Origin of the sequence: Enterobacter quasihormaechei, from assembly GCF_004331385.1 — a bacterium.
GTDB classification, from domain to species: Bacteria; Pseudomonadota; Gammaproteobacteria; order Enterobacterales; family Enterobacteriaceae; genus Enterobacter; species Enterobacter quasihormaechei.
Genome location: NZ_SJON01000002.1, coordinates 162,758 through 176,417, shown reverse-complemented (window position 1 = coordinate 176,417; position 13,660 = coordinate 162,758). Strand labels below are relative to the sequence as shown.

Sequence of the window (13,660 nt, the reverse complement as noted above, 5' to 3'; positions counted from 1 at the left end):
CTCTTGAGCGCCGGTTTTTTTTCGCGCTCGTTTTGTTTTTCGAGCCTGTTTCCAGAGAGGATGCAATGCGTTGCAACAGACGACATTCTCCTGAAAGCGGCTCGTAATGTTCTGGTTTGACGCTCGCGCCTTTTCTGCCTTTCCGCCACACTCCCGCCATGAAAAACGAACATGGCTTTACGCTTATCGAAACCCTTGTCGCCATCTCGCTGGTCGTGATCCTCAGCGCGACGGGGCTTTATGGCTGGGACAGCTGGCAACAGCGGCAGCGGCTCTGGCAGACAGCCTGTCAGGTGCGGGATTACCTGGTGTTTTTGCGAAACGACGCAAATCGTCACAACAGCGAGCACAGGATCGCACTTCACGCTGACGGGAATCAGGCCTGCCTTGTCAGCGCTGTGGTCCCGGGCTGCGACAGCGGCGGCCCGTTCGTGATGAAACCGTTATGGCCGGAGGTCACGCTGAGCGACGTCACGCCTGCGCTGGGATTTTACGGCTTAAGGGATACCGCATGGGCCGGACATATTCGCGTGCAGAGCCGCGCCGGTGCGTGGTGGGTTGTTGTCTCAAATGGTGGGCGTATCAGGCTGTGTAATGCCGCAGGAGAAGATCTATGCCAGTAAAACAAAAAGGGTTCTCCCTTCTGGAGGTCCTGATTGCGATGACGATAAGCAGCATTCTGTTACTCAGCACGTCACGTTTTTTACCGGGGCTACAGCGGGGTGTTTTACTGCAATCCGGGCAACGAGAGCTGGAAGATGAGGTGTGGCAACGCCTGCTTGCGATGGGTAAACAACTCCAGCGAGCAGGATACTGTGCAGGGCATTGTCAGGGGCAAGGGTTAATCCTCGGCTGGCAAGGGCGATGTGCAATTGTGCAGTGGGATGCAAACAGCAACGGTCAGTGGGATACCTCCGCGTCAGAAAATGACAGCACGGGATTTCGGCTTGAAGCCGGTGCACTTGAAACGCTGCGGGGCGCGACGTCCTGTGAAGGTAAGGGATGGGATAAACTCACCGACCCCGATCGGATCCTGATCGAGCAGTTCATGATCTCCAAAACCGACCATGCTGGTTTTGCACCGGTAATCAATGTCGAGCTGCGCGCCCGGCGCAAAGATGAACTGACCACACCCTTTTCAACCCGCCACACCGTAACGGGGTTTAATCTGTGAATCGTCAGCGGGGCATGTCATCGCTGGCGCTGGTCCTGCTGTTGCTGGTGCTCGGCACGCTGATCCTAACCGGATTAAACCAGCAGCTGAAAACTTTTAACGCGCTGGTGAGTAATGAGAGTCTGTCCGTTCGCCAGCAGGCTGCCGTGCAGTCTGCGCTGGAGTGGGGACGCGTTCAGCGCTGGGCATTACGGCCAGAGGTTCAGTGCAAGCAGACGCAGCGTTGGCGGGTCTGTTTAAGGCTGCTCAGGGATCGGGCTTTGCTTATTGCCGGAATTGACGATCTGTTGCTTTGGCAGGGCGGAGAAATCACGGAAGGACAAATACGCTTTTCTGCCCACGGCTGGAGCGATTTCTGCCCCCTTAAGGAAAAAGCGCTATGTCAGTTACCCTGAGCAGACAAAAAGGATTTAGCATGGTTGAGGTTTTGCTGGCAATGATGTTGCTGGTTGTGGTTGTGACGGCGTTATCCGGATATCATCGCGCGCTGGCGGCCCGGTATGCGGCGCTTAGCCAGTATCGTCAGCTATGGCATCATGCGTGGAATCAGACGCAGATCTCAACGTCGATGCTCCCGCCGGGCTGGCAGGTCAGCCGGGGGCAGACAACGCAGTCCGGATGTGTCAGCATCACGGTCACACTTATTTCTCCTATGGGGCGGCAGGGCGCGTTGACGCGTCTGCATTGCCCGGTTAGCCGGTAGTCGGGAGCGTTTATGCTAAGGGTTTACCACTCAAATCGTCTGGATGTGCTGGAAGCACTGATGGAGTATATCGTTGAGCAAGAGCGTCTCGACGATCCGTTTGAGCCAGAAATGGTGCTGGTGCAGAGCACCGGTATGGCGCAGTGGCTGCAAATGTCCCTTTCGCAGAAGTTTGGCATTGCGGCGAACATCGATTTTCCGCTGCCCGCGAGCTTTATCTGGGAGATGTTTGTTCGCGTCCTGCCGGATATTCCCGAGCAGAGCGCTTTCAACAAACAAAGCATGGCCTGGAAACTGATGACGCTGCTGCCGGACATGCTGGAGCATGAAGAGTTCGCCATGCTGCGCCACTACCTGAATGATGACACCGACAAGCGCAAACTGTTTCAACTGGCCTCACGCACCGCCGACCTCTACGACCAGTATCTGGTTTACCGTGCAGAATGGCTGATTCGCTGGGAAGCGGGAGAATTAGTCGATGGGTTGCCGGAAGCGCAAATCTGGCAGGCGCCGCTCTGGAAAGCGCTGGTCGAACATACCGAGCAGCTCGGTCAGCCTAAATGGCACCGTGCTAACCTGTACGATCGCTTTATCTCAACACTTGAGAACACCGCAGAACGGCCAGCCCGTTTGCCGTCACGCGTGTTCATTTGCGGTATCTCCGCGCTGCCGCCGGTCTACCTGAACGCGCTCAAAGCGCTCGGTAAGCACACTGATATCCATATCCTTTTTACCAACCCGTGTCGGCACTACTGGGGAGACATTCAGGATCCGCGCTGGCTTTCACGGCTGGTCACCCGCCAGCGAAAACGCCTCTTTGAGGAACGTGCCGTGCCGCTGTTTAAGGACACTGAAAACGCGGCGCAGCTTTTCGATGAAGAGGGGATTCAGAACCTGCCGAACCCGCTGCTTGCCTCGTGGGGCAAGCTGGGGCGCGACTATATTTATCTGCTTTCAGATATCACCTCCTCGGGAGAGGGGGACGTGGATGCGTTTGCGGATATTACGCCCGACAGCCTGCTGCACAATATTCAGCTCGATATTCTGGATTTAGAGAACCGTGCCGTTGCCGGAATCACCGCCGAGGAGTTTGCGCGAAGCGATAAGAAGCGAAAACTGGATCCTGACGATCGTAGTATCGCGATCCACGTTTGCCATAGTCCACAGCGTGAAGTTGAAGTTCTACATGACCGCCTGCTTGCCATGTTGCAGGACGATCCAACCCTGACACCGCGCGATATCGTGGTAATGGTGGCGGATATCGACAGCTATAGCCCGTTTATTCAGGCGGTATTTGGCAGCGCAACGGGTGACCGCTATCTGCCTTACGCGATCTCAGACCGCCGCGCTCGTCAGTCACACCCGGCGCTTCAGGCCTTTATCAGCCTGCTTTCGCTGCCCGATAGCCGGTTCATCTCTGAGGATGTGCTGGCATTGCTGGATGTGCCTGTTCTGTCCGCACGTTTCGACATTAACGAAGAGGGATTGCGCTACCTGCGTCAGTGGGTCAACGAATCAGGCGTCCGCTGGGGAATTGACGATGACAACGTTCAGGAGTTCGAGCTTCCACCAACCGGCCAGCACACCTGGCAGTTTGGCCTTACCCGCATGCTGCTGGGGTATGCGATGGAGAGCATCCACGGCGAATGGAATGACGTGCTGCCGTACGATGAGTCCAGCGGGTTAATCGCGGAACTGGTAGGTCACCTGGCCTCGCTGCTGATGCAGCTCAACCGCTGGCGCCGCGCGCTGATGCAGCCCCGCCCGCTTGAAGAGTGGCTGCCGGTTTGCCGCGACATGCTGAATGATTTCTTCCTGCCGGACAGCGAAACAGAGGCCGCCATGGCGCTTATCGAGAAGCAGTGGCAGGCCATCGTGGATGAGGGGGTAAATTCGCACTATCACGAGGCGGTTCCCCTTTCGCTTCTGCGTGATGAGCTGACGCAACGCCTTGACCAGGAGCGCATCAGCCAGCGCTTCCTTGCAGGGCCGGTGAATATCTGCACCCTGATGCCGATGCGTTCAATCCCGTTCAAAGTGGTTTGTCTGCTTGGCATGAACGACGGTATTTATCCTCGCGCGCTGCCTCCCCTGGGCTTTGATCTCATGAGCGCACAGCCGAAGCGGGGCGACCGCAGCCGCCGCGATGATGACCGTTATCTTTTCCTTGAGGCGCTGATGTCCGCGCAAAGCAGGCTCTATATCAGCTATATCGGGCGTTCAATTCAGGATAACAGCGAGCGTTTCCCGTCGGTGCTGGTGCAGGAGCTGGTGGACTACATCGGACAGAGTCACTATCTGCCGGGCGATGAAGCCTGTAACTGCGACGAAAGCGAACGTCGGGTGAAAGCGCATATCACCTGTCACCATAGCCGAATGCCGTTTGATCCTGTCAATTACGTTCCTGATGAACTGCAAAGCTACGCCCGCGAGTGGCTTCCTGCCGCGAAGAACGAGGGAACACCGCAAACCGATTTTATTCAGGCGCTCGAACCGCTCGCCATAAACACCCTCACGTTTGAGCAGCTACAGCGCTTTTGGGCGCATCCGGTTCGGGCTTTTTTCCAGCAACGCTTGCAGGTGAACTTCCGTTCGGAAGAGAGCGAAATCCCCGATGCGGAACCGTTTATTCTTGATGGGCTGGAGCGGTTTAAGCTTAATTCCCAGCTTCTGAATGCGCTGGTTGACGAAGAAGATGCCAGCAAACTGTTCAGACGTTTCAGGGCGTCGGGATTACTTCCGTATGGCGCGTTCGGCGAAATCGTCTGGGATGCCCAGTGCGAAGAGATGCAAGCGCTTGCTGACCGGGTTATCGCGTGTCGGCAGCCAGCGAGCAGCATTGAAATCGATCTCGATTGTAACGGTATCCACCTCAGCGGCTGGCTCACGCACGTGCAGTCTGACGGGCTGCTGCGCTGGCGCCCCTCCATGCTCAGCGTTTCACATGGCCTGCAACTCTGGCTCGAACATCTTGTCTACTGTGCGAATGGTCACGAAGGCGAAAGCCGGTTGTTTGTACGTAAGGACGGCGAGTGGCGCTTCCCGCCCATGAAGCCCGATCAGGCGTTGACGTATCTGTCGCTTTATATTGAAGGCTACCGTCAGGGCATGAACAAACCACTACTTTTACTGCCTGAAAGTGGGGGGGCGTGGATAAAAGCCTGTTACGACGCGCAGAATGATGCCATGTTAACGGATGAGGCTTCGCTCCAGAAAGCGCGCAGCAAGTTTTTGCAGGCCTACGAAGGGAACATGATGGTACGTGGCGAGGGCGACGATGTCTGGTATCAACGTTTATGGCGAACGCTGGAGCCAGAATACTTCGACATTATCACGGAAGAGGCGCAACGCTACCTGTTACCGTTGTACAAATTTAATCAGTCCTGAGTGCTGTATAAAAATTGCGCAGCATGAGGTGTTCATTTATGATGCACCTCTTATCACGGACTGATGTACCCAGAGAAAGAGATGCTGGCGTGTCCAGCACGCACGTTGTTAATGATGTAGCCGTGATAAAGAGGTCGTAATGCCAGGCAGCACCTTGTTAAAAGCGTTTGTTTTGTTTATCGCCCTTTGGGCTCCCGTCACTCAGGCCGATTCCGGTTGGCAACCCGTCCAGGAAACAATCCGTAAGAGCGAAAAGGACACCCGTCAGTATCAGGCGATTCGTCTTGATAACGGGATGACCGTGCTGCTGGTTTCCGACCCTCAGGCGGTGAAATCGCTCTCCGCGCTGGTTGTGCCGGTGGGTTCGCTGGAAGATCCTGAAGCCCATCCGGGACTGGCGCACTACCTTGAGCACATGACGCTGATGGGCTCTAAAAAATACCCGCAGCCGGACAGCCTGTCTGAATTTCTGAAAATGCATGGCGGCAGCCACAACGCCAGTACCGCGCCGTACCGCACCGCGTTTTACCTGGAAGTGGAAAATGATGCGCTTAATGGCGCGGTCGACCGTCTGGCGGATGCCATCGCCGCACCGCTGCTGGATAAAAAATATGCCGACCGGGAACGCAACGCCGTGAACGCCGAACTGACCATGGCGCGCACGCGAGACGGTATGCGCATGGCGCAGGTCAGCGCAGAAACCATCAACCCGGCGCACCCGGGTTCGCGCTTCTCAGGCGGCAATCTTGAAACGCTGAGCGACAAACCGGGTAGCCCGGTGCTCGATGCGCTGCATGCGTTTCGCGACAAATACTACTCCGCCAACCTGATGAAAGCGGTGATCTACAGTAATAAACCGTTGCCAGCGCTGGCAAATATGGCGGCGCAAACCTATGGCAGGGTGCCAAATAAAAATATCGAGCGGCCGCAGATTAACGTGCCGGTTGTCACGGACGCGCAAAAAGGCATCGTTATTCACTATGTCCCGGCCTTGCCCCGCAAGGTCTTACGCGTTGAATTCCGTATTGATAACAACACGGCGCAGTTCCGCAGCAAAACCGACGAGCTGGTGACCTATCTTATCGGCAACCGCAGCCCGGGCACGCTCTCTGACTGGCTGCAAAAGCAGGGGCTGGTGGAAGGTATTCGCGCTGACTCCGATCCCGTCGTAAACGGTAACAGCGGCGTGCTGGCAATCTCCGCGACGCTGACCGATAAAGGGCTGGCTCACCGTGACGATGTCGTTGCGGCCATTTTTAGCTATCTCTCTCTGCTGCGCGAGGAAGGCGTCGATAAACGCTACTTTGACGAGCTGGCGCACGTGCTGGATCTCGATTTCCGTTATCCCTCTATCACGCGTGACATGGACTACGTTGAGTGGCTGGCAGATACCATGATCCGCGTGCCCGTGGAACATACGCTGGATGCGGTAAATATTGCCGACCAGTATGACGCCGGGGCGCTCAAGGCGCGTCTGGCGATGATGACCCCACAGAATGCCCGTGTCTGGTATATCAGCCCGAACGAACCGCACAACAAAATGGCCTACTTCGTGGATGCTCCGTATCAGGTTGAAAAAATCAGCGAACAGACCTTCGCGGGCTGGCAGAAAAAGGCGGGTGAGATTGCGCTGAAGTTGCCGGAGCTTAACCCCTACATCCCGGATGATTTCACGCTGATCAAACCCGCTAAGGCGTATCCGCACCCGGAGCTGATTGTTGATGAGCCGACGCTGCGGGTGGTCTACACCCCAAGCCGCTATTTCGCCGACGAGCCAAAAGCGGATGTCAGCGTGGTGCTGCGTAACCCGAAAGCAATGGATAGCGCCCGAAACCAGGTGCTGTTTGCGCTGAACGATTATCTGGCCGGTATTGCCCTCGATCAGCTCAGCAACCAGGCAGCCGTTGGCGGCATCAGCTTCTCGACCAACGCCAATAACGGCCTGATGGTGAATGCCAACGGCTATACCCAGCGTTTGCCGCAGCTGTTCCAGGCGCTGCTGGAGGGCTATTTCAGCTACACGCCGACGGAAGAACAGCTTGAGCAGGCTAAGTCCTGGTATGCGCAGATGATGGATTCTGCGGAGAAGGGGAAAGCCTACGATCAGGCGATTATGCCGGCGCAGATGCTGTCGCAAATTCCTTATTTCCAGCGCGAAGATCGCCGCGCGTTACTGCCCTCTGTGACCTTAAAAGAGGTTCTGGCTTACCGTGATGCGCTGAAAACCAATACCCGTCCGGAGTTCCTGGTTGTGGGCAATATGAGCGAAGAGCAGGCTAAAACGCTGGCGCAAAACGTCCGTACGCAGCTGGGTTCAAAAGGCGATGAGTGGTGCCGTAACCAGGACGTGCTGGTAGAGAAAAAGCAAAACGCGATCTTCGAAAAAGCGGGGAGCAGCACCGATTCCGCGCTGGCCGCGGTGTTTGTACCTACCGGTTATGATGAATTTACCAGCTCTGCCCAGAGCGCCGTGCTTGGACAAATTATTCAGCCATGGTTCTACAACCAGTTGCGCACCGAGGAGCAACTGGGCTACGCGGTGTTCGCTTTCTCCATGAACGTGGGCCGCCAGTGGGGGCTGGGCTTCCTTCTGCAAAGCAGCGACAAGCAGCCCGCTTACCTGTGGCAGCGCTATCAGGCGTTCTTCCCGCAGGCGGAAGCAAAACTGCGGGCTATGAAGCCGGAGGAGTTTGCCCAGATCCAGCAGGCCGTTATCGCGCAGGTGATGCAGCCGCCGCAGACGCTGGGCGAAGAAGCCTCGCAGCTGAGCAAAGATTTCGATCGCGGTAATATGAAATTTGATTCGCGTGATAAAATAGTGGCCGAAATAAAACAGCTGACACCACAAAAGGTTGCCGATTTCTTCCACCAGGCGGTGGTAAAACCGCAGGGTATGGCCATCCTGTCTCAGGTCTCTGGCAGCCAGAACGGGAAAACGGACTACGTAAAATCGAAAGAGTGGACCGTCTGGAAGAGCGTCAGCGCACTACAGCAGTCTATGCCCTGGAGTAAAAAAGAATGACCCATACCGCTGAGCCGCTTGATCCCCTAAGTTTACCTCTACAGGGCGAGCGATTGATTGAAGCCTCAGCGGGAACGGGAAAAACCTATACCATCGCCGCGCTCTATCTGCGTCTGCTGTTAGGGCTCGGCGGCAGCGCCGCTTTTTCACGCCCGTTAAGCGTGGAGGAGCTGCTGGTGGTCACCTTCACCGAAGCGGCCACTGCCGAGCTGCGTGGCCGTATTCGCAGTAACATTCATGAACTGCGCATCGCCTGTCTGCGCCAGACCACGGATAACCCCCTCTACGCGAGCCTGCTGGACGAGATCGCCGATAAGCAACAGGCTGCGCAATGGCTGCTGCTGGCCGAACGGCAAATGGACGAGGCGTCCGTCTTCACTATTCACGGTTTTTGTCAGCGCATGCTGAGCCTGAATGCGTTTGAATCCGGCATGCTCTTTGAGCAACAGCTTATTGAAGATGAATCCGAGCTTCGCTATCAGGCCTGCGCGGATTTCTGGCGGCGTCACTGTTATCCGTTGCAGCGCGACATTGCCGAAGCGGTTCACGCCCTGTGGAAAGGTCCGGAAGATCTTCTTCGCGCCATCGACCGTTACCTGCAAGGCGAAGCGCCGGTCATCAAATCCCCGCCGCCTGCCGATGAAACGCTGGCCTCGCGCCATGAAAAGATTGTCGCCAAAATTACCGCGCTTAAGCAGAAGTGGAATGAGTCGGTCGTTGAAATTGATGCGATCATCGAAAACTCAGGCATCGACAGACGCAAGTTCAACCGTGGTAATCAGGGGAAATGGATCGAAAAGATCAGCGCCTGGGCCCAGGAGGAGACGCGGGGCTACCAGCTTCCGGACGCACTGGAAAAATTTTCGCAGCGCTTTTTGACCGAGCGGACTAAAGCCGACGGCATTGTGCCCGAGCATCCCCTGTTTGTGGCGATTGAAGCGCTGCTTGCTGAACCATTAACGCTCAACGATCTGATGATCACCCGCGCCATGACGGAGATCCGCCAGGCCGTCGCGCGGGAAAAACGTCGCCGGGGCGAGCTGGGGTTCGATGATATGCTGAGCCGCCTGGACGAGGCGCTGTCCAGCGAGAATGGTGAAGCGCTCGCAAGCGCGATCCGTACCCGATTCCCGGTGGCGATGATTGACGAATTTCAGGACACCGACCCCCAACAGTACCGCATTTTTCGCCGCATCTGGCGACAGCAGCCCGACACTGCCCTGCTGTTGATAGGCGATCCTAAACAAGCAATTTATGCCTTCCGCGGGGCCGATATCTTTACCTATATGAAAGCCCGCAGCGAGGTCGTTGCGCACTACACGTTAGACACGAACTGGCGCTCCGCGCCGGGGATGGTTGAGAGCGTCAATACGCTGTTCAGCCGCATGGAGTCGGCGTTCATGTTCAATGAAATTCCTTTCCTGCCGGTGAAATCTGCCCCAAATAACGCGACTTTACGCTTTGAAGTCAGCGGTGCGGTGCAACCCGCCATGACCTTCTGGCTGCTTGAGGGGGAAGGCTATGGTGTTGCCGACTATCAGGCGGCGATGGCCCAGCACTGCGCCGCGCAAATCCGTGACTGGCTGAGCGCAGGCGCGCGCGGCGAGGCGCTGCTGTGGAAAGGGGAACAGGCAAATCCTGTTAAAGCCTCTGATATAACCGTGCTGGTGCGCAGCCGTCAGGAAGCGGCGTTGATCCGCGATGCGCTTACGCTGCTTGATATTCCCTCCGTGTATCTTTCTAACCGCGACAGCGTGTTCGACACGCTGGAAGCCCAGGAAATGCTCTGGCTGCTTCAGGCGGTGCTGGCGCCGGAGCGCGAAAATACGCTTCGAAGCGCGCTGGCCAGTTCAATGCTGGGGTTGAACGCGCGGGATATCGACGTACTTAACCATGACGAAAACGCATGGGATACGGTAGTGGAAGAGTTTGTCCATTACCGTGAGCGCTGGCAAAAACGCGGCGTCATGGCGATGCTTCGCGAGCTGATGACGCGGCGTCAGATTGCCGAAAATATGCTGGCGACATCCGGCGGTGAAAGGCGTCTGACCGATATTTTACACATCAGCGAACTGTTGCAGGAAGCGGGTACCCAGCTTGAAAGTGAACATGCCCTTGTGCGCTGGCTGGCGCAGCAAATTGCGGATCCCAACAGTAACGCCTCAAGCCAGCAGATGCGTCTTGAGAGCGATAAGCATCTGGTGCAAATCGTCACCATTCACAAATCGAAAGGTCTTGAGTATCCGCTGGTCTGGCTGCCCTTCATCGCGAACTACCGCGTTCAGGATCAGGCCTTTTACCATGACCGCGAGACTTTCGATGCGGTGCTCGATCTCAGCAAAGCAGAAACCAGCGTTGAGCTGGCGGAAGCGGAGCGTCTGGCGGAGGATTTGCGCCTGCTATACGTGGCGCTGACCCGTTCTGTCTGGCATTGCAGCCTGGGCGTCGCGCCCGTATTTCGCCGTCGCGGAGAAAAAACGGGGGAGAGCGATTTCCATTTAAGCGCGTTAGGGCGGCTTATTCAGCGTGGCGAGCCGAAAGATGCGGCGGGGCTACGCCACTGCATTGCGTCGCTTTGCGGTGACGATATCGCGCTACATATCCCCACTCTGCCAGACAATAGCCGCTGGCAAATGGCGCAAGAGACCGCCACCGATCTTAACGCGCGCCAGATCACGCGGGTGCTTGCCGACGACTGGCGAGTCACCAGCTATTCTGGCCTGCAACAGCACGGGCAAAGTATTGCGCAGGATCTCATGCCGAAGCTGGACGTGGATGCCGCAGGAGTGGGAGAGGTGCCGGTTGAGCCGACGTTAACCCCACATCAGTTCCCGCGCGGCGCGTCGCCGGGCACCTTTTTACACAGCCTCTTTGAGGAACTGGATTTTACTCAGCCTGTCAGTGAGGAGTGGGTGCTGAGGATGCTACAGAGCGGGGGCTATGACGCGCACTGGCAGCCCGTTCTCACAGACTGGATCAACGCCATTTTGCAGGCGCCGCTGACGGAGCAGGGCTTCTCGCTTCGCCAGTTAACGGCCAAAAATAAGCAGGTTGAGATGGAGTTTTATCTGCCTGTCGAAGGTCCGCTTAAGGCCGATGCGCTCGATGCGCTCATCCGTCAGTACGATCCGCTGTCGGCCGGCTGCCCGCCGCTGAACTTCCGTCAGGTACAGGGCATGCTGAAAGGGTTTATCGACCTGGTCTTCCGTCACGAAGGGCGTTACTACCTGCTGGACTACAAATCCAACTGGCTGGGCGAGAGCAGCGAAGCCTATACCCAACAGGCGATGGCGGCAGCCATGCAAATGCATCGCTACGATCTGCAATATCAGCTCTATAGCCTGGCGCTACACCGCTATTTGCGCCACCGTATTGCGGATTATCGCTACGACGACCATTTTGGTGGCGTCATCTACCTGTTCTTACGCGGGGTCGACGCTGCCGATCCGCACTCCGGGATCTTCAGTACCCGTCCGGACGCCGAACTGATTGATAAAATGGATAACCTGTTTGCAGCAAACGCGGAGGAAATGGCATGACGATGCAGGACTTATTGCTGGATGCGGTAGAGCAACGCGTGCTGCGTCAGCTGGACGTGCAGTTTGCCATGATGATTGCCGCTGACCAGCCCGCTGTGATGCTGGCCGCTGCCCTTTTGAGTAAAGACGCCGGAGAGGGGCATGTGTGTCTGCCGCTCTCGCGTCTGGTGATTGATGAAAAAATGCCGCCTGTCCTCCAGTCTTGCTTTGCGCTGCTGGGTGAGACGGTGGACTGGCCGAAAATTTTGTGCGAATCATCGGCCGTCGGGCCGGGAGAAAACCAGGCACCGCTGATCCTCTCGGGTGAGCGCTTGTACCTGAACCGCCTGTGGAGAAACGAGCTGACGGTAGCGCGTTTCTTTAGTGAGACCAACGCGCCGCTTCCCTGCGATGAAGCGCAGCTTCGCCAGACACTGGACAGTCTGTTTGACTCTGGTGAAGCCACTGACTGGCAGAAAGTGGCGGCGGCTGTCGCCCTGACGCGACGGATTTCGGTGATTTCCGGCGGCCCGGGGACCGGTAAAACCACGACCGTAGCAAAACTGCTGGCCGCCCTGATCCAGCTTTCAGGCGAGCAGCGATGCCGTATTCGTCTGGCGGCGCCCACCGGAAAGGCCGCGGCGCGTCTGACCGAATCTCTGGGCGGCGCGATGCAACGGCTGCCGCTGACGCAGGAGCAGCTTGCGCTTTTCCCGGGTGAAGCAAGTACGCTGCACCGTCTGCTCGGCGCTCAGCCGGGTAGCCAGCGTCTGCGCTACCATGCGGGCAATCCGCTGCATCTGGACGTGCTGGTGGTGGATGAAGCCTCTATGATCGACCTGACCATGATGTCGCGCCTGATCGATGCTCTGCCGCCGCATGCGCGCGTGGTTTTCCTGGGCGATCGCGACCAGCTCGCCTCCGTTGAAGCCGGGGCGGTACTGGGAGATATCTGTACCTACGCCAGCTATGGTTATACCGCCGCGCGGGCGCAGGAGCTTGCCCGCCTGACCGGCTGCTCGCTTGAGCCCGATCGCTCACCCGTCGCGGGCGCGCTGCGCGACAGCCTGTGCCTGCTGCAAAAAAGCTACCGCTTTGGCAGCGACTCCGGCATCGGCCAGCTGGCGGCGGCGGTAAACCGTGGGGATCGGCATGCCACGCGTACGGTGTTTGACGGTTCCTTCACTGACATAGAAAAGAAATCGCTGCAAAGCGGGGAAGAGTATCAGGCAATGCTTGAGGAGGCTCTCCAGGGTTACCAGCGTTTTCTGAGCTGCGTGCAGCAGCGCAGTCAGCCCGAGCAGGCCATCGCCGCATTTGGCGAATACCAGCTTCTGTGCGCACTGCGCGAAGGGCCATTTGGCGTCGCGGGTCTGAACGACAGGCTGGAGCAGCTGCTTGTGCAGAAACGCAGAATTAACCGTCAGCTGCATTCGCGATGGTATGAGGGCAGGCCAGTGATGATCTCCCGCAACGACAGTGCGCTGGGGCTGTTCAACGGGGATATCGGCATTGCGCTCGATCGCGGCAACGGTCTGCGCGTGTGGTTCCAGCTGCCGGACGGCAGCGTGAAGTCCGTTCAGCCCAGCCGCCTGCCGGAGCATGAAACGGCATGGGCGATGACGGTACACAAATCTCAGGGCTCCGAGTTCAACCATGCGGCGCTGATCCTGCCGACACAGCTTTCACCGGTCGTAACCCGTGAGCTGGTCTACACCGCCATTACCCGTGCGCGCCAGCGTCTGTCGCTGTATGCGGATGAACGCGTGCTGGGACAGGCGATTGCCACCCGCACCGAGCGCAGGAGCGGATTAAGCGCGATATTTGAATCTGCCTGAATGAACGCCCTTTCCAAC

The 13,660-nt window shown here is 57.4% G+C and carries 8 protein-coding genes; all 8 read left to right on the top strand.

Annotated features, from left to right (window positions below):
- Positions 1–158 precede the first annotated feature (158 nt).
- The 8 genes from E0L16_RS03420 to recD all read left to right on the top strand — a co-directional run bounded on the left by E0L16_RS03420 (position 159) and on the right by recD (position 13,642).
- Complete coding sequence (locus E0L16_RS03420) at positions 159–623, top strand: prepilin peptidase-dependent protein (RefSeq protein WP_131636328.1); 465 nt, start codon at positions 159–161, stop codon at positions 621–623.
- Positions 614–1,174 (top strand): prepilin peptidase-dependent protein, encoded by a 561-nt coding sequence (locus tag E0L16_RS03415; RefSeq protein ID WP_131636327.1) that lies wholly within the window; start codon positions 614–616, stop codon positions 1,172–1,174. The genes E0L16_RS03420 and E0L16_RS03415 overlap by 10 nt, the downstream gene beginning before the upstream one ends.
- Entirely contained in the window at positions 1,171–1,569 is a 399-nt protein-coding gene (locus E0L16_RS03410) for a DUF2509 family protein (protein WP_063451930.1), read from the top strand. Before E0L16_RS03415 ends, E0L16_RS03410 begins: the two co-directional genes overlap by 4 nt.
- On the top strand, positions 1,554–1,877 hold the full coding sequence (locus E0L16_RS03405; protein WP_131636326.1) for a prepilin-type N-terminal cleavage/methylation domain-containing protein: 324 nt from the start codon (positions 1,554–1,556) through the stop codon (positions 1,875–1,877). The genes E0L16_RS03410 and E0L16_RS03405 overlap by 16 nt, the downstream gene beginning before the upstream one ends.
- Before the next feature lie 12 nt (positions 1,878–1,889).
- Positions 1,890–5,264: an exodeoxyribonuclease V subunit gamma gene (recC, locus tag E0L16_RS03400; RefSeq protein WP_131636325.1), complete on the top strand. Its 3,375-nt coding sequence runs from the start codon at positions 1,890–1,892 to the stop codon at positions 5,262–5,264.
- A gap of 139 nt (positions 5,265–5,403) precedes the next feature.
- Complete coding sequence (gene ptrA / locus E0L16_RS03395; RefSeq protein WP_131636324.1) at positions 5,404–8,286, top strand: pitrilysin; 2,883 nt, start codon at positions 5,404–5,406, stop codon at positions 8,284–8,286.
- Positions 8,283–11,825, top strand: a complete 3,543-nt coding sequence (gene recB / locus E0L16_RS03390) for an exodeoxyribonuclease V subunit beta (protein WP_131636323.1) — start codon at positions 8,283–8,285, stop codon at positions 11,823–11,825. The genes ptrA and recB overlap by 4 nt, the downstream gene beginning before the upstream one ends.
- Positions 11,822–13,642, top strand: coding sequence for an exodeoxyribonuclease V subunit alpha (gene recD, locus E0L16_RS03385; RefSeq protein ID WP_131636322.1), 1,821 nt, complete (start codon positions 11,822–11,824; stop codon positions 13,640–13,642). Before recB ends, recD begins: the two co-directional genes overlap by 4 nt.
- Positions 13,643–13,660: the final 18 nt, after the last annotated feature.

Bases quoted from the DNA above. Each gene is read 5' to 3' on its own strand.
- recB (WP_131636323.1), top strand. From the start codon at position 8,283: ATGACCCATACCGCTGAGCCGCTTGATCCCCTAAGTTTACCTCTACAG.
- E0L16_RS03420 (WP_131636328.1), top strand. From the start codon at position 159: ATGAAAAACGAACATGGCTTTACGCTTATCGAAACCCTTGTCGCCATC.
- recC (WP_131636325.1), top strand. From the start codon at position 1,890: ATGCTAAGGGTTTACCACTCAAATCGTCTGGATGTGCTGGAAGCACTG.
- ptrA (WP_131636324.1), top strand. From the start codon at position 5,404: ATGCCAGGCAGCACCTTGTTAAAAGCGTTTGTTTTGTTTATCGCCCTT.
- recD (WP_131636322.1), top strand. From the start codon at position 11,822: ATGACGATGCAGGACTTATTGCTGGATGCGGTAGAGCAACGCGTGCTG.
- E0L16_RS03405 (WP_131636326.1), top strand. From the start codon at position 1,554: ATGTCAGTTACCCTGAGCAGACAAAAAGGATTTAGCATGGTTGAGGTT.
- E0L16_RS03415 (WP_131636327.1), top strand. From the start codon at position 614: ATGCCAGTAAAACAAAAAGGGTTCTCCCTTCTGGAGGTCCTGATTGCG.